At 37.6% G+C, this 19,977-nt stretch carries 22 protein-coding genes and 1 tRNA gene; 13 read left to right on the top strand and 10 right to left on the bottom strand.

What is annotated here, in order from left to right; genetic code table 11:
- Nucleotides 1–8 precede the first annotated feature (8 nt).
- Nucleotides 9–1,979, bottom strand: coding sequence for a heavy metal translocating P-type ATPase (locus tag J2743_RS10915; RefSeq protein WP_209627125.1), 1,971 nt, complete (start codon nt 1,977–1,979; stop codon nt 9–11).
- A 218-nt stretch (nt 1,980–2,197) separates the two neighbouring features.
- On the opposite strand from J2743_RS10915, the gene J2743_RS10910 reads away from it, so the two are divergent.
- The 3 genes from J2743_RS10910 (at nt 2,198) to J2743_RS10900 (ending at nt 4,627) form a co-directional block, all read left to right on the top strand.
- Nucleotides 2,198–2,281: transfer RNA gene (locus tag J2743_RS10910), tRNA-Ser, on the top strand.
- Between the two features lie 188 nt (nt 2,282–2,469).
- The gene (locus J2743_RS10905) at nt 2,470–3,912 is read left to right on the top strand and encodes an RDD family protein (RefSeq protein ID WP_209627123.1); all 1,443 of its coding nucleotides are present in this window, start codon (nt 2,470–2,472) and stop codon (nt 3,910–3,912) included.
- 43 nt (nt 3,913–3,955) lie between these two features.
- Nucleotides 3,956–4,627, top strand: a complete 672-nt coding sequence (locus J2743_RS10900) for a class I SAM-dependent methyltransferase (RefSeq protein ID WP_209627121.1) — start codon at nt 3,956–3,958, stop codon at nt 4,625–4,627.
- A gap of 50 nt (nt 4,628–4,677) precedes the next feature.
- Here J2743_RS10900 and J2743_RS10895 read toward each other — a convergent pair whose 3' ends face one another.
- Nucleotides 4,678–6,687, bottom strand: a complete 2,010-nt coding sequence (locus tag J2743_RS10895) for a copper-translocating P-type ATPase (protein ID WP_209627118.1) — start codon at nt 6,685–6,687, stop codon at nt 4,678–4,680.
- A gap of 189 nt (nt 6,688–6,876) precedes the next feature.
- On the opposite strand from J2743_RS10895, the gene J2743_RS10890 reads away from it, so the two are divergent.
- Genes J2743_RS10890 through J2743_RS10875 form a run of 4 tightly spaced genes read left to right on the top strand, consistent with a single transcriptional unit; the run spans nt 6,877 to nt 9,343 of the window.
- Complete coding sequence (locus tag J2743_RS10890) at nt 6,877–7,737, top strand: hypothetical protein (RefSeq protein WP_209627116.1); 861 nt, start codon at nt 6,877–6,879, stop codon at nt 7,735–7,737.
- Nucleotides 7,737–8,231 (top strand): helix-turn-helix domain-containing protein, encoded by a 495-nt coding sequence (locus J2743_RS10885; RefSeq protein WP_209627114.1) that lies wholly within the window; start codon nt 7,737–7,739, stop codon nt 8,229–8,231. Before J2743_RS10890 ends, J2743_RS10885 begins: the two co-directional genes overlap by 1 nt.
- Before the next feature lie 11 nt (nt 8,232–8,242).
- Nucleotides 8,243–8,788: a flavodoxin domain-containing protein gene (locus J2743_RS10880; protein ID WP_209627112.1), complete on the top strand. Its 546-nt coding sequence runs from the start codon at nt 8,243–8,245 to the stop codon at nt 8,786–8,788.
- Nucleotides 8,789–8,836: 48 nt separating this feature from the next.
- Nucleotides 8,837–9,343 carry a CDP-alcohol phosphatidyltransferase family protein gene (locus J2743_RS10875; RefSeq protein ID WP_209627187.1) on the top strand — a complete coding sequence of 169 codons (507 nt, stop codon included), beginning with the start codon at nt 8,837–8,839 and terminating at the stop codon, nt 9,341–9,343.
- Nucleotides 9,344–9,380: 37 nt separating this feature from the next.
- Here J2743_RS10875 and J2743_RS10870 read toward each other — a convergent pair whose 3' ends face one another.
- Nucleotides 9,381–10,130, bottom strand: a complete 750-nt coding sequence (locus J2743_RS10870) for a class I SAM-dependent methyltransferase (protein ID WP_209627110.1) — start codon at nt 10,128–10,130, stop codon at nt 9,381–9,383.
- 140 nt (nt 10,131–10,270) lie between these two features.
- On the opposite strand from J2743_RS10870, the gene J2743_RS10865 reads away from it, so the two are divergent.
- A complete protein-coding gene (locus tag J2743_RS10865) occupies nt 10,271–10,978 on the top strand; it encodes a class I SAM-dependent methyltransferase (RefSeq protein ID WP_209627108.1) in 708 nt (235 codons plus the stop codon).
- Nucleotides 10,979–11,038: 60 nt separating this feature from the next.
- On the opposite strand, the gene J2743_RS10860 is transcribed toward J2743_RS10865, so the two are convergent.
- Complete coding sequence (locus J2743_RS10860) at nt 11,039–11,674, bottom strand: TMEM175 family protein (protein WP_209627105.1); 636 nt, start codon at nt 11,672–11,674, stop codon at nt 11,039–11,041.
- Nucleotides 11,675–11,859: 185 nt separating this feature from the next.
- Here J2743_RS10860 and J2743_RS10855 point away from each other — a divergent pair, with 185 nt between their 5' ends.
- From J2743_RS10855 to J2743_RS10840, 4 genes are all read left to right on the top strand, one after another.
- Nucleotides 11,860–12,318, top strand: a complete 459-nt coding sequence (locus J2743_RS10855) for an AraC family transcriptional regulator (RefSeq protein WP_209627103.1) — start codon at nt 11,860–11,862, stop codon at nt 12,316–12,318.
- A 156-nt stretch (nt 12,319–12,474) separates the two neighbouring features.
- Complete coding sequence (locus J2743_RS10850; protein ID WP_209627101.1) at nt 12,475–12,933, top strand: AraC family transcriptional regulator; 459 nt, start codon at nt 12,475–12,477, stop codon at nt 12,931–12,933.
- Nucleotides 12,934–13,320: 387 nt separating this feature from the next.
- Nucleotides 13,321–13,827: a TIGR00288 family NYN domain-containing protein gene (locus J2743_RS10845; protein ID WP_209627099.1), complete on the top strand. Its 507-nt coding sequence runs from the start codon at nt 13,321–13,323 to the stop codon at nt 13,825–13,827.
- A gap of 592 nt (nt 13,828–14,419) precedes the next feature.
- Nucleotides 14,420–15,073, top strand: coding sequence for a potassium channel family protein (locus J2743_RS10840; protein WP_209627097.1), 654 nt, complete (start codon nt 14,420–14,422; stop codon nt 15,071–15,073).
- A 156-nt stretch (nt 15,074–15,229) separates the two neighbouring features.
- On the opposite strand, the gene J2743_RS10835 is transcribed toward J2743_RS10840, so the two are convergent.
- The 6 genes from J2743_RS10835 to J2743_RS10810 form a co-directional block, all read right to left on the bottom strand.
- Nucleotides 15,230–15,658: an arsenate reductase ArsC gene (locus J2743_RS10835; RefSeq protein WP_209627095.1), complete on the bottom strand. Its 429-nt coding sequence runs from the start codon at nt 15,656–15,658 to the stop codon at nt 15,230–15,232.
- A gap of 42 nt (nt 15,659–15,700) precedes the next feature.
- Nucleotides 15,701–16,087: a putative zinc-binding protein gene (locus J2743_RS10830; RefSeq protein WP_209627093.1), complete on the bottom strand. Its 387-nt coding sequence runs from the start codon at nt 16,085–16,087 to the stop codon at nt 15,701–15,703.
- A 91-nt stretch (nt 16,088–16,178) separates the two neighbouring features.
- The gene (locus tag J2743_RS10825) at nt 16,179–16,532 is read right to left on the bottom strand and encodes an ArsR/SmtB family transcription factor (protein ID WP_209627091.1); all 354 of its coding nucleotides are present in this window, start codon (nt 16,530–16,532) and stop codon (nt 16,179–16,181) included.
- 27 nt (nt 16,533–16,559) lie between these two features.
- A complete protein-coding gene (gene arsM, locus J2743_RS10820) occupies nt 16,560–17,327 on the bottom strand; it encodes an arsenite methyltransferase (protein WP_209627089.1) in 768 nt (255 codons plus the stop codon).
- A 399-nt stretch (nt 17,328–17,726) separates the two neighbouring features.
- Nucleotides 17,727–18,632: a DUF4405 domain-containing protein gene (locus tag J2743_RS10815; RefSeq protein ID WP_245248283.1), complete on the bottom strand. Its 906-nt coding sequence runs from the start codon at nt 18,630–18,632 to the stop codon at nt 17,727–17,729.
- Nucleotides 18,629–18,964, bottom strand: a complete 336-nt coding sequence (locus tag J2743_RS10810) for a hypothetical protein (protein ID WP_209627087.1) — start codon at nt 18,962–18,964, stop codon at nt 18,629–18,631. Before J2743_RS10810 ends, J2743_RS10815 begins: the two co-directional genes overlap by 4 nt.
- Nucleotides 18,965–19,386: 422 nt before the next feature.
- Between J2743_RS10810 and J2743_RS10805 the strand changes: the two genes are divergently transcribed.
- Nucleotides 19,387–19,815: a hypothetical protein gene (locus J2743_RS10805; RefSeq protein WP_337971860.1), complete on the top strand. Its 429-nt coding sequence runs from the start codon at nt 19,387–19,389 to the stop codon at nt 19,813–19,815.
- The last annotated feature ends 162 nt before the right edge of the window (nt 19,816–19,977 follow it).

Genomic DNA, 19,977 nt, shown 5'->3' with positions numbered 1-19,977 from the left:
TAATAATCTCATTGGAATTTTTGACTCCCTATTCTAAGGGCGTTCAGGATAACTGTCAAGCTGAGACCCATATCCCCAATACCCACTGCCATCCACAGGGTGATAAATCCTAAAACTGCCAGAATTGCGAAAGATGTTTTTATCAGTATGGATAAAATTACGTTTTCCCTGACAACGCCCATGGTTTTTCTACTTAGTTTCACAAGGTATTCTATTTTGACAAGATCATCGTTCATCAAAGCCACATCTGCAGTTTCAATGGCAACATCTGAACCAGCTGCCCCCATAACAATTCCTATGTTGGCTCTTGCCAGTGCAGGAGCATCATTAACTCCATCACCCACCATGGCCACGTGTCCATGGTTTTGGACAAGTTCATCAATCTTTTCCACCTTGTCCTCAGGTAGGAGTCCATGGTAATATTCATCCAATCCCAACTGAGAGGCTACTCCACGTGCAGTGCCCTGGTTATCACCAGTGAGCATAACCGTCTTAATTCCATTTCTTTTGAGGAATCGAATGGTTTTATTGGCATCATCCCTAATACTATCCATAAGAACGATTAACCCCATAATTTCCTGTTGGTTTCCCAATAAGACTGCGGTTTTACCTTCTTCCTCTAATTTCTTTATCCTCCCCAGAGGGATATCTTCATCCTTAAAACGGTTTGTGTCCCTAAATAAAGTTTTATTACCCACATAAAACGTTTTTCCATTAATTTCACCCTTTAAACCAGTTCCAGTTATGGATTTGAAGTTATGGACTTCTTCCAGTTGCACTCCAACTTCTTTGGATTTTTTGAGTATGGCTTTTGCCAGGGGGTGTTTGGAATGGGACTCCAAGGAGGTAGATATTCTTAACACGTCATCCATGGAAGTGCCGTTAAAAGTAAATATATCTGTGACTTCCAGACAGCCTTCAGTTAGGGTTCCAGTCTTATCAAAGACTACCGTTTTCACATTTTTCATTTCTTCCAGGTATTCTCCTCCTTTTATCAGTACTCCGTTTCTGGTGGCGGATGTTATTCCTGATACCATGGAAACTGGAGTGGATATGGCCAGGGCACATGGACAGGATACCACCAGAAGAACCAGAGCCCGGTAGAACCAGTCATCAAACGAAGCCCCCCATAGGAAGGGAGGGATTATCGCCACTACAATGGCCAGTGAAATCACGGAAGGAGTGTAATATGTTGCGAAACCATCGATGAATGATTCTGTTTTTGATTTTTTATTTTTAGACTCACGTACCAGTTCTATGATTCTGGATATGATGGTTTCATCGGATTTCCGGGTTACCCTTACTTCCAAATATCCTTCAGCGTTGAGGGTTCCTGCAAAAACCTCGTCATCACTTTTTTTGGTTACTGGCATACTTTCACCAGTTATAGGGGATTGATCTACTGCGGATGAACCCTTAATCACCACACCATCCAGGGGTATCTTATCACCCGGCCGGATCACTACCGTTTCATCCAGTTGCACACTGTGTGCATGAACTTCCAATTCCTGTCCCTTGCGAATCACATGGGCTGTTTCAGGTGCCAGTTTAAGGAGAGCAGCTATGGAGTTACGTGCCCGTTCACTGGCATAGTCCTCCAAAAATTCAGCCACATAAAATAGGAGGATAACAGCTGCTCCTTCTTCACCATGACCTATGAGAAATGCACCTACTGCTGCAATGGTAATGAGGAGGTTCATATTGAAACGGAATTTCAAAAGTCCTTTAAAAGCCCCCATGATGATTTCATAACCAGCCACTGCCACCACAGCCAGGAATGCTACTTCTGCCAGTATGCCCTGGTTAAGGAATTTTTCAAGGACCAAAGCAACGGCAAATATTACTGCAGACGTGCATATGATTAGCAGGGGTTTGTGTTTCCAAAGGGGTGGTTTTTCCTGAAATATATCTCCACCGCAACAGCTGCATGTGGCTGATGAATCCAAGTCTTCTGTACAGTGTTCATGATTTTTCGTCATTTTATTTTCCTCTAATACTAGATATTTGCTACTAAACATTTGCTGAAAAAACAATATTAGGAACTTTCATATGAATATATGTTCAGATGAACATATATAAGCTTTGATTGGATCCCATGGGGATCCGAAAACTTAACCTGTACACTCATGAATATCTTGAAAAATTTGGCATGAATAGTTATTTATGATAGCCATGCACACTTTTGAATATATTCTATGCCGGGATAGTCTAGTCAGGTAAGGCGTAGGATTCGAAATCCTATGAGCGATGCTCACCCTGGGTTCAAATCCCAGTCCCGGCGCTTCATTATAAAAACTCATTTGAAGTTTTTATTCTATTTTCCATGAACATGAAATGATCATAAAAATAATAAATATATTAATATGTGTAATGAATCTTACATATATCCTCCATAAAAGACGCACTAAAAAATTAAGTGAAAAAACATGACCTACTTTCACTTGTCATGATTTTTATTCAATTGATAACATGTCAGGGAAAACTTTCCTAGATAACGCACAGTATGGTAATAACAACTGGTGGAGATACATCTTAACCATCATTACAACATGGATTGGGCCATTTATACTGTTACTGATTATTTTAATCCCGGTTTTCATTATTTTCCATCCTATAAAACAGGAGATGGATCCCGAAAATATGGTAAACAGCATTGGCTCGTTGACTTTCCTGGCATTGTTTGGCATCTACTATGCACTATCCTTTTTCATCTTCTATGCCTGCACACGCACCATCCACCACCAAAAACTTATCCATCTCATCACCACCTCCCCCCATATTGATTGGAAGAGAATACTAAAGGGAGCGGGATTTTGGTTTATCATAATAGGATGTGCCTTCCTGATAGATGTGATAATCAACCCGACTTCTGTTGAATGGTCCTTTAATCCTGCATTCTTCATCCTTTTAATTTTAAGTCTGATCATCTACCCTATTCAGGCCTCATTTGAGGAAATATTTTTCAGAGGATATCTCATGCAGGGAATAGGACTTCTAACAAGAAAACCAGCCATTCCCCTGTTGATCACTTCTGTAATTTTTGCAATTGGACATTTTTGGAATGGTAATGACGTCATCAGCGGTGTTGGCATGGTTATCAACATGTTTATCTTTGGAATAACCTTAGGTATCATAACGTTAGGGGAAAACAGCCTTGAAACTGCCATAGGAGCCCATATTGTTAATAATCTATTTATTACCACAATAATTAGTAGTCCCGAGTTACTGGGTAATTTACCATCCATAATGACCGCAGGATCCCAGGCAGCAGTGGGTGTTCCCTATTTTATCCTGCCACCCATACTCCTTGTCATGGTATTCTGGAATAAAAAAGACAAACTAAAGGCAGCATTTCAAACAAATACCGAAATAAGTAATATCAATAATAGATCCCATGAAATTCAATGTACTAACTGCAAAACTTACAATCCAACCCGGGCAGTTTACTGTAGGGAATGTGGGGAAAAAATAGAATTGGAATACGCCTCCTTACTATACAAATCATTAGCATTTATAATTGATCTGGTTTTGTTAGTGGTGATTTTCTTTATAACTTTAGTGGCACTGATTGTTTTTGAAGTTATGGTAAATGGGGAGTTAGTTAACGAAAGTTTGCTATCGGCAATCTGGTTAATTCTCGATTTGGTGATATTTTTTGCTTATTTCATCCTTCTTGAAAAAAACGGACAAACCATCGGTAAAATGATAATGGGAATCAAAATAGTGAATGAATCCAACCAAAAACAAATTAGTTACTGGCAAAGCATAACCCGAAACCTTCTACTGATTATAGATCTGATCCCCTATCTGGTGCCAGGATTAGTGGGTTTAATCTTCAGCTTTGGATCTGTAAAAAAACAGAGGATTGGCGATATTATAGCAAAAACCTTAGTGATCAAAAAGGACATATAAAACATGGGAATCATGTGGTTAACTGGAAAACAGGAATCCTCTTATGAGCGTGGAAACATTAAAAATAATAAATAAAGATGCCTTTCGCCAGCCCTTAATTGAATACACGAAGAAGGCATTTTATCAACTCCCTCCCATCAACACCCCTAAAATACTTGATATTGGTTGTGGTACAGGACTTCCCACCCTTGAACTTGCCAGAATGAGTGGGGGAGAAGTTATTGGTATTGATATAGATCAGGATTCATTGGATATTCTCAAAGAGAAAATAGAAAAGATGGGTCTTGAAAAACAGATCGAAACAATTAATTGCTCATTATTTGATTTACCTTTCCCTGATGAAAGTTTTGATATGATCTGGAGTGAGGGATCCATCTTTATAATAGGATTCAAGAGGGGTTTGAAAGAATGGAAACCCCTGCTTAAGGATCAGGGATTTTTAGTGGTTCATGATCAATACCATGACCATGCCAAAAAGTTAGAAATCATTGAAAAATGCGGATATAAATTGCTTAACTCTTTTTTAATCACCCACCAGACTTGGAAATTGGATTTTTACCTTCCCTATGAAAAGCATCTTAAAAAGTTAGATGAAAAGTATAAAAATAATTCAGAAGTTCAGCAGACCGTACAAAAAGAAATAGATGAAATAAATGCATTTAAGGAAGATGTAGAATCACTTAGTTCTATTTTTTATGTTATGAAAAAAGTTTAATCATTTCTTTTAAACTCCAACTCTTCTCCTCACCTCATTGTCACTTAGTTCTATTTTTCCATCCTCAAAAACTTGGAATTAACTGCCACAATTATGGTACTGGCAGACATTAACACTGCTCCCATGGCAGGGGTTAGGATGATTCCATAGGCTGATAAAACTCCTGCAGCAAGGGGTATGGCGAATATGTTATATCCTGCTCCCCATGCCAGGTTTTCCACCATTTTCCGGTAGGTGGAGCGTGCCAGCCGAATTATGTAAAGGGCATCTAAGGGGTTGCTCCGGACCAGGATAATATCTGCGGTTTCTATGGCCACATCAGTCCCGGCCCCTATGGCTATTCCTACATCAGCCTGGGCCAGGGCTGGAGCATCGTTGATACCGTCACCAGTCATGGCCACCACCCAACCCTCTTCTTGGATCTCTTTTACTTTTTGTGCCTTATCTGGTGGTAAGACCTCGGCGAAATACTGATCCAGACCTACTTCTTGGGATACCCATTCTGCCACTTCCCTTTTATCTCCAGTAATCATGAGGCACTTGATACCCATTTCCTTAAACCTTGCTACAGTTTCCTTGGACTCAGGACGGATGATGTCTGCCAGAGCCAGGTACCCCTTCACTTGCCCATCCAAAATAACAAAAATCGTGCTTTTCCCCTGTGATAATAACTTATCAACCCGTTCATCATCAACATCAAAACCTAATTCCTTTAAGTATCCTGAACTTACCATTTTCACCTTTTTCCCCAGAACTACTCCCTCGACACCTTTTCCTGGGATTGATTTGAAATTTTCCACTGGGAAATGATCATTTGATTCTGCAGCCACACCCCTGGCAATGGGATGTTCTGAATAAGCCTCCAGGGATGCCGCATATTTCAAAATCTCCACAGAATCCAATTTATCATCCAGAGAAATAACATCAGTAACTCCGAACTCTCCTTTAGTCAGTGTGCCTGTTTTATCAAATATAATAGCGTTTATGTTACGTGCTTTTTCAAAAGAGGTTCTGTTCCTTACCAACAAACCGTTGCTGGCTGACAGTGCAGTGGAAACTGCCACTACCAGTGGTATGGCCAGGCCCAGTGCATGGGGACATGTGGTTACCATGACTGTCACGGCTCTTTCCAGGGAAAATGCCAGATCCTGTCCAGTTATTATCATCCAGACCACCAGAGTTATGAAACCTGCTGTGAGAGATATTATGGTCAAATACATGGCGAAACGATCTGCCAGGTTTTGTGTTTTGGATTTACCAGCCTGGGCTTCCTCCACCATGGTTATTACCTGGGATAAAAAGGATTTTTTTCCTGTTTTCTGGATTTCCACCTGTATAGAACCATCTAAATTTATGGATCCTCCTATTACTTCATCTTCAGCCTTTTTATATAGTGGTTCTGATTCACCAGTGAGGAGGGACTCATCAACATTAGTTTCACCCATGATTATCTGGCCATCAGCCGGGATTTTCTCTCCTGGTTTTACCCGCACCTGATTTCCCACTTCCAATTCAGCCAGCGGGATCTCCATGGTTTCACCACCAGGCATTATCTTATGGGCCGATGATGGTAATAGTTTTACCAGTTCTTGCAGGGCATTGGAAGCCCCCATAACTGATCGCATCTCCAACCAGTGGCCCAAAAGCATTATATCAATCAGGGTGACCAGTTCCAGGAAGAAAATTTCGCCTTTAAGACCGAAAATCACTGCACTGCTATAGATATAGGCGGTGGTTATGGCCACCGCCACCAGAGTCATCATCCCAGGCATTCGTGATTTTAACTCCTTGTACATGCCCTTGAAGAATGGATAACCACCATAAAAATAGACCACTGATGATAAAAAGAACAAAAGATAGGAATCTCCATAAAAACTTAGTAACTCCCCAAAGCCAAGAATATTTTGAATGTGTGGTGTTAAAAAGACAATGGGAATGGTTAAAACTACACATATCCAGAAACGTCTTTTAAAGTCGGCGATCATGTGGTGATGTCCATGTCCATCCGGTTTCTTTCTCATTTTAGGGTCCATTTCATGGTTTGAATGAGAATGTTCCATTCCAGTCTACCCCCAAAATCCCGTTAAAATCAATAATTATTGTTATGTGGCTTTTGATTTAAACAATTTTAAGATTTTTCTAAACGCGGAGACACAAACTTTATATAGTAGTTCCTACATTTTAGGTAATATATTACCTAAATATGTAATATATTACCTATTAAAATTTTATATGGGAGTTGAAAAGAAATGGAAAAAAAAATAATATATACAAACTCAATTGCTATCGCTATTCTTGCATTAATTGCAACTTTAGCAGGATTATTCTGGAAAGGACTTTACCAGCATGACACCATCTCTGGTGCAGCCCAAATGATGGGCCAGGATCTGGTTACACTGGTAATTTGCATCCCCTTATTGCTGGGAACATTATATTTAATCAGGAAAGATTCACTGAGAGGACGATTGATCTGGATGGGAACCATATTTTACTTCCTGTATTCTTATGCATCAATGGCCTTCCTTACGTCATATAATCAACTATTCCTAGCCTATGTGGCCATATTTTCCATATCACTGTATTCGTTGCTGGGAGAACTAATAACCCTCGATATTAAAAATGTCAAGAAAAGTTTCACTCCCGGACGAATCAACAAAGTTGCTGCAGTATTCATGGTAATTATCGGGTCAATGTTGGCAGGTATGTGGCTTAAAATGATTATTAACTCATTATCAACGGGTGTTCCACCGTCCACACTTGAAACGTACACTACATTGGTAATTCAAGCTTTAGATTTAGGGGTTGTTGTTCCTGCGGTAGTGATTACCGGAATACTTCTTTTTAAAGGTAAAACGTGGGGATATGCACTGGCATCCATTCTCCTGATGAAAGTATCTTTACTGGGAACTGCAATACTTTCCATGATCTATTTCATGACACAAAGTGGTGTGAATATTGAAGTAGGGCAGGCTGTGTTCTTTATAGTTGTAACTGTGCTTGGAATAATAATTACAGCAACCTTCTACAGCAGGATAAATGGCTCCATGGATGGAAATAAATACATCAAATTCAATAAAGGTGATAACAGAACAATGATTAGGGTAGAATAATGAAAGATTCCCACACCATTAAGGCAGAATTTAATGCAGAAAGACTGGATATGGAAAGATATCTCTTAGTGGTTTTATTCCTGGTGCAGCAGAGATGGGGTTATATTATTGGCCGAAACCTTGCTGATGATCAGATAACCACCAAACAATGGTTAATGATGATTGTCATGGCCAACGCTTTCCAAAACCCCCCATCCATGCAGGAAATGGCTGATGCCATGAGCACCACCCACCAAAACGTGAAACAACTGGCTACCCGTTTGGAAACCAGAGGATTTTTGAAGATTGAAAAAGATTCTGAGAATAAACGTATTTTACGTTTAAAAGTCACGGAAGAATGTTTCAAATACTGGGATAAGCGAACTTCGCAGGATGTTAAATCCATAACCTCCTTATTCAGGGGACTGGAAGATGATGAAATAAAAAAATTGTTTGAAATAATGGGTAAACTGGAGAAGATATCCAGTGAATTATATAATGAAGCAAAAAACTGAGGATGGGTACTATGAAAACGTTAATTGTTTACGGAACCAGATATGGCACTGCTGCTGAAATAGCTGAAGAGATAGCTAATGTTATAAGAGAAGAAGGAATCAAAGTGGATTTAATAGAAGATAAAAGGGTTAATGATTGTGATGTATCTCTTTATGACTTGGTAGTGGTGGGAAGTGGGATAAAAATGGGGAAATGGACTAAAAAATCGGTTAAATTTCTTCAGAAAAATAAAGAATCTTTAGCCAATATGAAAGTGGCCATTTTTGTTTCATGTGGCTCAGCAAATGAAGAAAAAACCCGACCCGAAGGACAAAAAAAGTATCTGGATGAAGTGGCACAAAAAAACTTGATAAATCCACCAGTAGCCACCGGGCTTTTTGGCAGTGTTTATGACCCTGAAGCCAAACACGGGCTAATGTACAATTTCAGCATGCGTTTTGTGAAAAAAGAAATGGAAAAAAATGGATTAGATCCCAATAAACGTCATGATTACCGGGATTGGGATGATATAAGATCCTGGGCACGTGGTCTGGTAGTTCTGTTAAAAAATGAATAAATCAAGGAGTAAAAGGTGTTCTGAAACTTTTGGAGAGGGGGGTTAAAAATATCATACCAATCTCAAATCCCGAATACACTAACATCTGTCCGGTTTATAGCAGCCCCCATCTTTTTTTACACATTTTTGAACGATTTATTCGTAGCTTCAGTATTTCTGCTTGTTTTATCATTAATTACCGATGCTTTTGATGGTCACGTTGCTAGAAAACTGAATGTAACTTCAGATATGGGTGCATATTTGGATGTAGCTGCGGATTTTATCCTCATCCTGGCTTGTTTTTTGGCATTTATTATTCTAGGATGGTATGATCCATTGATTCTATTGTTGATCATCGCCATGTTCTTGCTTTTTGTTGGCACATCTGGCCTTAAGAAACCAGTTTATGATCCCATTGGCAAATATTTAGGGGGATATCTTATGATAATGGTTTTTATTTCACTTTTATTCCCAGAATCACTCATAAGAAAAATTTTATTAATTGTACTGGTCATCATGTGCCTGATTTCTATAATCAGTCGGTTTTCAGTATTTTACTACAGAAATAATCATTAATAAATCAGGATGCTTTAATTCCATCCTCGACTTAAATTCATTTTTTCCCCACATAAAGCCCATATCCATAATAACGGCTGAATCCTCTAGGAATATGAAGAGCTTCCCAAGCAAGACGGTTGGCTGATTTCCTGTATTCTGTTTCATGCAAGTACAAATTGAAGAACCTACCCCAAATCTTAAAAAAATCCATACTCTGCAGTTGGAAATCTCCCTTCATTTGTTTCCACTGACTCATTCGATTTACCAAACTATTTATATCTTTAAAACCAGTTTCCCTGAGAAGAGACAACCATACACCTTTTGTTTCAGCCACAAGACCCATTACTCTCCGACAATATTCCACAACTTCACGAGATGGATTTGAAATCCAGGTCACTTCATTCAAACCCAAAAAACCTCCACGTTTAAGTACCCGATGATACTCTGGAATAGACTTTGTTTTATCGGTAAACCCCGTTACAGACTCAGATATAACCACATCAAAACTATTATCAGAAAATTCTAGATTCTCTGCATTTCCCACAACGAATTTTACTCCCGTTTCAGAGGACTTAAGTTTTTTTTGAGCCATTAAAACCATGTCTTCAGATAAATCTATCCCCAAAACATTGCAACCAGTCATTTCATGAATTTTAATTGCTGATACTCCATTCCCTGAGCCGATAACCAGAACATGATCTGAATTATCAATTTCACACCATTTCAAAAGTTTTTGGGTGGCTTCCAGGCCACCCATATGTTTAGTTATACCAATTTGGGCTTGTATTCCGAAATAATCGTACATACAGAATCTTTCCAGGCTTTAGGATAGAAATCTTAAGGATAAAATTTATACAAGGTCATTGCGAGATCTTATATAATACTATTTGTTATTAATAACTAATCAAAGCAACACATAGCCACCCAAAAAAAGGAAAATTAAACATGAAAACCAATCCAAACTGGTATTATGAAGAAAAAACTCCAGGAGTAGACTATTTAAATCCTAAAATAGCCCAAAAATACGATGCTGAACATCAAAAATTCAGAAATTTCAAGGAGGAATCCGAACATATTGTTCAAGTCATGGAAATCACACCTGAAGATACAGTTATGGATTTTGGTTGTGGAACTGGTGGTGTTGCCTTAAACCTGGCAAAATATTGTGATAAAGTGATATGTGTGGACATTTCAAGAGAAATGTTGGATGTTCTCGAGAATAAGGCCAAAAAACTAAATATCAACAATATTGAAACTTATTCTGCGGGTTTTTTAACTTACAATCATAATTGGCAAGATAAAGTGAACAAAATCGTTTCTATGGTTGCACTCCATCATCTACCTGACTTTTGGAAATCAGTAGCCCTTTTAAAAATGGCAGAAATTTTAAAACCAGGTGAAAAACTCTATCTTTTTGATATCATTTTTACCTTCAATATCCAAGATCACCAAAAATCTATTGAAAAGATGATAAAGGATATGCAGGATGTTGCAGGGGATTCCATGGCTCATGAAACTGAAATTCATATTAAGGATGAATTCAGCACCTATGACTGGATCATGGAAGGATTGCTTGAAAAAACAGGATTTTTAATTGATTCTAAAAAAATTAAATCCAGTAACTTTGTTGAATACATCTGTTCTAAATTGTGAGACCCCTCTTGTTAAAAATGTCCGATGAAAATTCTTTTAAATGAGGATTTTCATCAAATTTTAACTTGAATTATCCAAAAATTTATTTTGCAGCATTTTCTTTAAAAAAGGATGTATTAAATATACCAAACTGCTCCAAGCCAAAACATAGTAAGACAGGACCAGGGCTATCAAGGATAATGTTGGTAAAATCACACTGGAAATATTCAGCATTTTGATTGTTCTTTCGCTAATATCTTCATCCAATAATCCGTTTCGAGTGGCGTATTGCCAGTTTATGATATAGAGGAACCCCGCCAAGAAAAGGTTCAACTGGAAAATTACATTTGCTGTAAAATAAGTACCACCATACTCAGCGATTATCTCTGTGGAAAATGGCATTAAAGCTATAAACAGTAACCACACAACATTTATAGTAATTAAAGTAGGGTTGGAACGTTTGATAAACTGAAACTGCTGATGGTTGTTCCGCCAAAAACCTGATAATATCCAAAATGAAAGAGCATAACATAATATATTAGACCATAATGCCAATAACTCGTGTTGAAAAGCGGTTTCATTTAAATTACCAGTTATTGTGGGAACCCCTATGCTTAAAACCAGTAAGGTCATAGCGATGGCAAATATACCATCCACAAGGGTTTCAATACGGCTGGTGGTCATCCATAAATTAATGGAATTAGATTGATCAGACATAATTTGATGTTTCTTTTTTAAAGTTATAAAAATCATTGGTTTGGAAGCTCTTATTGAGTCCACAAAGATGAAGTTTAGAATAGGTGTAAAATTTGCCTATTACTTTGCACATGCTCTAGGAATAATATAATATTAGCCCACCCTCTAATATTAAATAGAAAAAAGATGACTTTCGAAGTGGTAGTATGAAAATCGAAATAAAAAAGATTCTCCAATACCAGGTAGCCTTCATCCCAATGAAAGGCAGTTACGAGCAGATTCCAGAAACTTTAGGCAAAGTAGTGGGATGGTTAATGGTTAAGAATGTGGAAATTCAGATGCCCGTCTATGGGGCGTATTATAATAGTCCTATGGAAGTGTCTGAAGACGAACTTGAATGGGAAGTTGGAGCCGCTTTTATTGGAGAATTGGAAGCTGAAGAGGATATAGAAATAAAGATTGTACCTCAACATAAAGCTGTGTCGACTGTGTTCAAAGGACCCTATGGTGATGCTGCATCAGTTTATATGGATCTCATCCAATACGCTGCAAAAGAAGGCTACGAAATAGCAGGCCCCATCCTGGAAAGTTATCTTAACAGTCCTGATGAGGTACCGGAGAGTGAACTTCTAACTGAAGTGCAATTCCCTGTGGTTAAAAAATAATTTAAGGACTTTCCAATTCTTTAAGTCGTTAAGAGACTTGTTAGCCGATTAAAGCAATGTAATGTATTCCAACATCAAAATCAGATAACATAGATTCATTCCCTAATAACAAAATAATTAACAGTTGGAGTATCTAGTTATAATCATGGTGTAAACATGGAAGTAACAGAAAAAAGGATCGAAGAAGCTAAAGTTGCTTATATTCCTTATATGGGAAGTTATGATAAAATTCCCGAACTAATGCAAGAAGTAGGAGAGTGGGTTTCAAACAAAGGCCTCCAGATGACTGGACGGGTTTATGGAACTTACTTCAACAGCCCTGAAGACACTGCAGAAGAACATCTTCAATATGAAATCGGCTTTGCATTTCTTGGAGACGCAACCCCTGAAGGTAAAGTGGGAATTAAAGAAATACCTGAACACACCGTCCTCGCAGCAATGCACAAAGGACCATACACCGAAGTGGGCCCGGTTATACATGGAGTGGTGGATTACGCTGTTAAAAATGGTTACGATATTGTAGGGCCTGTAACAGAAGTATACCTTAACAGTCCCCTGGAAGTTCCTGAAAACGAACTTTTAACAGAAGTACAGTTTCCAGTTATTAAAATCTGAAAAAAATAATTATAACTTCTATTTTTTCATTTACTAATTTTATCGTTAGTTGTTTAAAAAAATAAAGATAACTTACCATTATCATATAAAACATCTGAAGTTGTAAAGATATGGGTATATCTGGGTGTAATTTGGGCATAGCTATTTATTATTTAGATTAAATAAAGATAGAATAGTTCTTACCTACTTCCAAAAGGAATCACCAAAAATAAAGAATCTTGATGACCCTTCTATCTAAGTGAATTCCAATGATTATATGGGCTACAGGAACATGCAAACATTTAAGAGTAATGTTAAGAACCCTATTAAGAATAAATGTTAATAACGTTAAAAATATTGTTAAAAACACCTGGCTCGTGTTTATCTTGAATAGAACCAGGAGGAAAAATGCGCAATCTTGAAAAATTAAGTTCGCTTAAAGAATACATCCCTAAAATGGGAGAACCCAACGCTAAAAGCGTAGCCATCTTGATCGATGGCCCTAACATGTTACGTAAGGAATTTGGCTTTGATCTAGACGTGATAAAGGAAATATTAAAAGAGTATGGAAACATAAAGGTTGGGAAAGTTTTCCTAAATCAGTACGCCTCAGATAAACTTATTGAAGCCATAGTAAATCAGGGAATGTCCCCCATCATCGTGGCAGGCGATATTGACGTTCAAATGGCAGTTGAAGCCTTCGAAGCCATCCGTAATCCCAATATTGATGTTGTTGCATTGATGACCCGTAACACTGACTTTTTACCCCTGGTCAACATCGCCAAAGAAAATGGCAAAGAAACAATAGTCATTGGCGCCGAACCAGGTTTCAGCATAGCTTTAAAAAACTCAGCAGACAGCACCATAGTCCTGAAAAAACAGCACTCCCACTCCCATCCTCATGGAGCAATGTAAATCCCTAATGGAGTAATACTATTATTTTCTTATCTTTTTATTCAAAACCCCTTAACATTTTATTGACCGATTGATCCGCCAGGTTAACCCATACATTATTTGAATTCAATTAGATTTATCGCGGATTAATCAATTTAGGCCTACACCATTAAACAACCCCCTATTTACTCTACTACTGATTAATCTCCCGTATCTAATTAAAAAAAACCTATTTTTAACATAGAAATCTAACGTACTGCAAAAAACCTTTTTTGGAAAAATGTACTTATTCATCTCTCAGGAAAATTTATATGCACGTATGTTCTATCTTTACGAGGCTAAAAATAATAAAACTTAAACCAAATTTATTTACAACACTTAAATATCAGAAAGTCAAAATTTATGTGAGTTAAGTTTTAGATGTTACAAAGTTAACTGTTATCAACAGGTAAGCAATGATCAGGAACTCCGTAAAATTCTGATCCTTACCAATAATGTGATGAAACTTTAATCCTCATTAAAAAAGATTTCAAGGTTTTATTAAAATTTATCACTTAACATAGGGACTTACATTGTATTGATATTGTTATTGCTGGTTTACGAGGTGTTTCAATTGTATGTAGTAGTAATGGGTGGGGGAAGAGTTGGCCTGAGCCTGGCCTCATTTCTAATTGCTGATGGTCATGATGTTACCCTAATAGAAAATGATGAAACTTTGTGTTCCAATGCTGCAGCTGAACTGGATGCCCTGGTGATCTGTGGCAACGGCACTGATATCAAAACCTTAGACGAAGCCAATGTATCCAGTGCAGATGTTTTCGTGGCTGCCACAGGAAACGATGAAGCCAACTTACTTGCCTGTATCCTGGTGAAAGAGTATAACATCCCAAAAATCATTGCCAGGGTAAGTGAACCCAGCCATGCTGAAGCATTCCGCAAAGTGGGTATTGACTCGGTTATAAGCCCTGAAATTACAGCAGCCAGTTATCTGGAAAAACTAATTATCCGACCGAAAATCGCAGACTTGGTAGTAATGGGTAAGGGTGATGCTGAATTACTTGATTTTAACTTGGAAAACGAGAAAGTTGTTGGTAAAAGAATTGGAGATATCAGCCCCACTGAAGACTTCATCATTGTGGCTGTCTATGAAAATGGAGATATAACCATTCCCAAACCAGACATAGTCTTAAAAAAAGGCATGAAAGTCTCTATTTTAGTGAAGACCCGGGCTGCCAGGGCTGTTATGAATAAATTCACCACATTGTAGTAGATTTCTATATCCTACTTTATGAAAACAGGTTGAATGTGGAAAAAGGTAAGGAACTATCTGATTTTAATTCAATTCTACTGCATTGGAAGGGTAGATGCAGTGCCCCATGTGATAGTTTTAATTTCCATAAAATATAAATTCGCATGAAAACTTTCAGATTGGAGAAGTAAACTGATTACAAATCCAATCACTTAATTCATCCCTTATTCGTCTGAAAGCTCTAATTCTTTCTTCTGAACTTCCATTAATTGCTAAAGGATCATCGAATGATTGTTTGATATATTTTTTACCATTAAAAAATACTGGACAGATATAGTGGCTGTCACATACTGTGATCACGTAATCAAATTCCTGGCCTTCAAATTCTTTCAAACTTTTTGACAAATGGTTGGAAATGTCAATTCCAACTTCAGCCATAACTTTTACAGCCAGGGGGTCAACTCCCCTTGGATGACTCCCTGCACTGTGAACTTCAAATCGGTTTCCATAATAGTGGTGAAGTAGACCCTCAGCCATCTGGGACCTTACAGAGTTGTGAATGCAGATGAATAAAACTCTTTCCTTTCTATTTGATTGTTCCATTGAATCATCCGTACACTGGAATTATTACCCCTTAAAAATTCATCAGCAATCGCATTCAGAAGCAATTTCTTTTATTTTTTTCTTTAACACTTCCACACTTTTTTCCCCTTCTGCGTCCAGTCTTGAAACATCAGTTGGCTTTAAATCTTCTTTATCCAAAATTTCAAGGGCATTTATACTTTCTGCAACTTTAACTCCTTTCTGTTTGAGTATTTTATCCACACAGGATCCTTCACAGCCATTAACTGCCAGTATGGGATATTTTTTTATGAGGTCTCGGAATCCTTCTCTGTCTGCTGATGTAGCCCCCATGCATATGGAGATGAGTTTATCTGATTCTTCAACAGTGTCTGAACTTGCCGCCCGGGTGATGAGGCCGTAAGGGCTCATCCCACTGCATGGTGCCAGTGCTAATTTTTTGTCCTTCATTTTTCATTCTCCGTTAAATTTGATTTGTTTAATCTGATCTTTCTTTAATGATTAGGTATTCTTAATTAAATTCCATCATGTGATGCATATTTTATATGATTTGAGCAAATTGGCCAATTATGCCAACAATTTTTGGATCTGCAAGTTTGTAATGTATCCAAACCCCTTCTTTACGCCATTTTATGAGTTTTGCATTTTTTAGAACATTTAAATGGTGGGAAATTGTCGATTGTGGTTTATCAAGGGCCATTATAACTTCACAAACACATAACTCACCTTCTTCTAGAAGATATAATATTTTAAGTCGTGTTGGATCTGCTATTGCCTTGAATATTTCTGATTTTTCCTGAAACTGGTTATCATCAGGCAAATGACTCATTATTTCTTCTAATTTTTTTATTTGGTCCTCTCCAGGAAGTTTTTCATCAGAAATTTGGCATTTCATTCATATCACCTTATTAGTGGCCATTGTCTATTTAATGGCCTTAACTTGGATGCTGAGAATTTTTCCTTCTAGTCTGATGTTCATGTTGGGTTCGGTGAAGTAATGTGCCTCCATAATTTCCACATCTTTAAATCCAGCCAGGGTAATGGTATTCAAGTATTTTTGTTTTTCCATTGCTCCAGCTATGCAGTCTGACCATGCTTGAAAACTTCTCCGGATGTCTTCAGGAATTTCACCATGGGTAACAAGGTCAGAAACTAAGATTCTTCCACCTGGCTTTAAAACCCTGAAAGCTTCCCTGTATGCAATATTTTTATTTGGTGTTAGGTTTATGACACAGTTACTAATGATTACATCAATGGTTTCATCTTCAATGGGTAAATCCTCAATTTCTCCCAGTTTGAACTGAACATTTTGATAACCACCTTCTTCTGCATTTTGAATGGCAGTTTTAACCATTTCATGGGTCATGTCCACTCCTATTACCCTACCACTTGAACCTACCTTTTTTGATGCTAGGAAGACATCTATTCCCCCTCCTGATCCTAAATCAAGTACTGTTTCTCCTTCACTAATTTCTGCCAGGGCCGTGGGATTCCCGCATCCCAGCCCATAAATGGCATCTTGAGGTATACTCTCCATCTCTTTCTGGGAGTATCCCATTGCTTTGGCCTGTTCTAGTGCACTTTCTAACATATCCTCTGTTCCACCACAGCAGGGACAATAGGATGTTTCCTTGGTTGCTATTTTCCTGTAACGTTCCTTTACATGATCCTTTATTTTCTTTTCTTCCATGATCACACCATAATATACTCCATATAGATATCCATATATCCAAATATTTCGATGTATAGATTAATATTACTGCTTACTTATAAAAGTTACCTAATCTGAAGAAATAATTTGGTGTTGTTAAGGAGGAGATATGGTAGGTTATGAGACATTTTTATCAGTAGATTTCTCCAGATATTCTACTGACAACTAAAAATCATGTATTTTTGGGGCTTTATTTTGATTTGAAATCTTCTATCAAAATAAGAGATCAAAAATCAATGTAAAATCAATTAATAGTGCAACATCGATTAATAGTGCAACATCGATTAATAGTGCAGAATCAATAAACATGTAAAAAAAATAGTAGTCTTAATAATATTATAGCACTTTTGTCGGATGTAAAAAAGGAGTAAGAAAAAATCACTTAGATGTTCCCTTAGCCCTACTTGGGTCCTTTTTTAAATTAAAGTTAAACCCAAAAAGAACCCTAAACATATTTTTAAACGGCTTCCAATAGATGTGAAGATGTATCAAAGTTCCTACAACCATCAAAATCGCCAGTTCCACGTGCCAAAATGTCAAAGATTGGTTTAAGGCAGTTCTTATGCCAAGATTTACCATGAAGGTTAAAATAACTCCAGTAATTCCTGTACCGAGATACCCTATGGTGACCAAAAGATTCCATATTCTTTTGTGTTTATTCCGTTTTAATATGCCCTTTTTAAACAGGTAATATGTAAATAAGTATCCACCTATTAATATAAGGGTTATGGGTAGCATATAGTAATTGGTTCCGTCTCCGTTAAGGCTTCCATAGTCTGAACCAGGATCATCCGGTAGTGTGGTTGTGTTTGCATCGGTAGATTGATCTGGTGCGACATCAGCATTGGCACCATTGCCATGCCCCTGATCAGTAGTGGTGACACTATCCGTAGATGTAGTGGTGTCTGAGGTAGACTGATCAGTAGTAGTATCAGCAGTTGTGTCTGTAGCTGCAACTGATGTTGATTGGGACAGATCACAGAATCCATCCCCGTTTAAATCCGCATAACGAGGGCATTGCCCCGGGTAAGGGTCATTTACCATCCCATAAGGACAGGTGGTAGCACAGGAGGCAGACATGGATCCTAGTGCTATGAATGGAATGGTGGAAATTGCAGCGAATAATTTCTGTTTCATAGGGATTTGGGTTAATACAAAACTTAAATTCTCCTTGGATAGAGAAGAGATAACCTTTTCTCGGGATAAAGTAGAGGTCACTTTTTCACCAGATAAAACTGGAACGAATTTTTCCTTTGACATCACAGATTTTATTTTCCCAATCATGCTTGTGACCTCCTTCTTTTTGCGGCTACAAACATAGTTTTGGCAGATTTCCAGTAGGTGTGGAAGTGGAACACCGTGACCAGGGCCAAGGTTACACCCAGTTCAACGTGCCAGTAAAGTAACTCGGGACTTATTGGCAGTTTAATATTTAATTCCATAACTAGAAGTAGGATGAAACCTGCTCCTGCAGATATCAGAAATGCTAATCCAATTATTAAATTCCATATATTGATGTGTAATGCTTTTTTGATCAATTTCATTTTGTACAGACTGTAAGTGAGTAAATAGCCCCCGATAAAGGGGAGGGCAGGTAAGATCATATCGTAAACCATAATGATTCCCCCATAAATTTTAGAATATTTATTTTCAATTCCATTTTAAAACTTTTTTTTATTGCTTTTAATTCTGTTTAAAAAAAGGTTCATGTGTTTTTAGACAAATATGATATTATTAAAACTTTAAAAATGTTTTAAGTTCAAAAGTATGCCATGAACCTGTTTTAAGAGCCTTTTGTAGGATTACATTTACTAAATAGATCATCTATATAAAAGTAATTATTCCAAGATTACACCCAGATCTTTCCAAAATCATGCCCCATTATTGTTTTAATGAGTAATCCGAACTGTTCAAATTTCAGATTCCATATTGGGCAATTTTCGGGAGTAAAATGGGTCTGATCTGGGCATTAACTTGGAATAATCATTTATCCTATCATGAGTTTATTTTAGTCACACACTAATGGAGGTGAAATGGAGTGAACAATCTGAAAAAAGGAGCATTGATCTGTGCAATAGTGATGGTAGCCAGTATCGTACCTGCTTTTGCATTGAATGATACATCTAACAACACCACCACAGATCAAAATAGCACCCAGACTACCGCTCAGAACAAGCATCAATATGGTCAGGAGACCACTGCTTCAGGTAGTGGCAACTGTGGAACCTGCGATGGAACCGGTAATGGAGACTGTGATAGAACCCAAAATAGGACCTGTGATGGAACCTGTGATGGAACCTGTGATGGAACCTGTGACGGAAATCAGTACAAATACCAGTACGGCCAGGATAACAGTGCATCCGGATCATCAAACAGTGAGCAGGCTCACCAATACCAGTACGGCCAGAATAACGGTAACGCAGGGAATGAAAACTGTGATGGTCAAAACTGTAAAAACACAACCTAGATTAGGGAAAGGTTAATTTACAACCTTTTATTTTTTATTTTTTTTAGAGAAATTAACAATATCCGTCTTTTTATTTGATTAAATGACCAATAAACTTTTTAATTAATATTTTATTAGTTTTTATATGGATTTTTAATGGTTTTTACACTGTGTCTGCCCAAT

Origin of the sequence: Methanobacterium petrolearium, assembly GCF_017873625.1 — an archaeon.
GTDB lineage: Archaea > Methanobacteriota > Methanobacteria > Methanobacteriales > Methanobacteriaceae > Methanobacterium > Methanobacterium petrolearium.
The sequence above is the reverse complement of the archived record's forward strand: the minus strand, read 5'-3'. Positions and strand labels throughout refer to the sequence as shown.

What these genes read in the sequence shown, in the direction of transcription:
- J2743_RS10865 (WP_209627108.1), top strand. Translation starts at nt 10,271, where the DNA reads ATGAAAACCAATCCAAACTGGTATTATGAAGAAAAAACTCCAGGAGTA.
- J2743_RS10895 (WP_209627118.1), bottom strand. Translation starts at nt 6,687, where the DNA reads ATGGAACATTCTCATTCAAACCATGAAATGGACCCTAAAATGAGAAAG.
- J2743_RS10870 (WP_209627110.1), bottom strand. Translation starts at nt 10,130, where the DNA reads ATGTACGATTATTTCGGAATACAAGCCCAAATTGGTATAACTAAACAT.
- J2743_RS10900 (WP_209627121.1), top strand. Translation starts at nt 3,956, where the DNA reads ATGAGCGTGGAAACATTAAAAATAATAAATAAAGATGCCTTTCGCCAG.
- J2743_RS10825 (WP_209627091.1), bottom strand. Translation starts at nt 16,532, where the DNA reads ATGAAATGCCAAATTTCTGATGAAAAACTTCCTGGAGAGGACCAAATA.
- J2743_RS10855 (WP_209627103.1), top strand. Translation starts at nt 11,860, where the DNA reads ATGAAAATCGAAATAAAAAAGATTCTCCAATACCAGGTAGCCTTCATC.
- J2743_RS10815 (WP_245248283.1), bottom strand. Translation starts at nt 18,632, where the DNA reads ATGATTGGGAAAATAAAATCTGTGATGTCAAAGGAAAAATTCGTTCCA.
- arsM (WP_209627089.1), bottom strand. Translation starts at nt 17,327, where the DNA reads ATGGAAGAAAAGAAAATAAAGGATCATGTAAAGGAACGTTACAGGAAA.
- J2743_RS10915 (WP_209627125.1), bottom strand. Translation starts at nt 1,979, where the DNA reads ATGACGAAAAATCATGAACACTGTACAGAAGACTTGGATTCATCAGCC.
- J2743_RS10905 (WP_209627123.1), top strand. Translation starts at nt 2,470, where the DNA reads ATGTCAGGGAAAACTTTCCTAGATAACGCACAGTATGGTAATAACAAC.
- J2743_RS10835 (WP_209627095.1), bottom strand. Translation starts at nt 15,658, where the DNA reads ATGGAACAATCAAATAGAAAGGAAAGAGTTTTATTCATCTGCATTCAC.
- J2743_RS10885 (WP_209627114.1), top strand. Translation starts at nt 7,737, where the DNA reads ATGAAAGATTCCCACACCATTAAGGCAGAATTTAATGCAGAAAGACTG.
- J2743_RS10845 (WP_209627099.1), top strand. Translation starts at nt 13,321, where the DNA reads ATGCGCAATCTTGAAAAATTAAGTTCGCTTAAAGAATACATCCCTAAA.
- J2743_RS10890 (WP_209627116.1), top strand. Translation starts at nt 6,877, where the DNA reads ATGGAAAAAAAAATAATATATACAAACTCAATTGCTATCGCTATTCTT.
- J2743_RS10810 (WP_209627087.1), bottom strand. Translation starts at nt 18,964, where the DNA reads ATGGTTTACGATATGATCTTACCTGCCCTCCCCTTTATCGGGGGCTAT.
- J2743_RS10880 (WP_209627112.1), top strand. Translation starts at nt 8,243, where the DNA reads ATGAAAACGTTAATTGTTTACGGAACCAGATATGGCACTGCTGCTGAA.
- J2743_RS10850 (WP_209627101.1), top strand. Translation starts at nt 12,475, where the DNA reads ATGGAAGTAACAGAAAAAAGGATCGAAGAAGCTAAAGTTGCTTATATT.
- J2743_RS10830 (WP_209627093.1), bottom strand. Translation starts at nt 16,087, where the DNA reads ATGAAGGACAAAAAATTAGCACTGGCACCATGCAGTGGGATGAGCCCT.
- J2743_RS10860 (WP_209627105.1), bottom strand. Translation starts at nt 11,674, where the DNA reads ATGTCTGATCAATCTAATTCCATTAATTTATGGATGACCACCAGCCGT.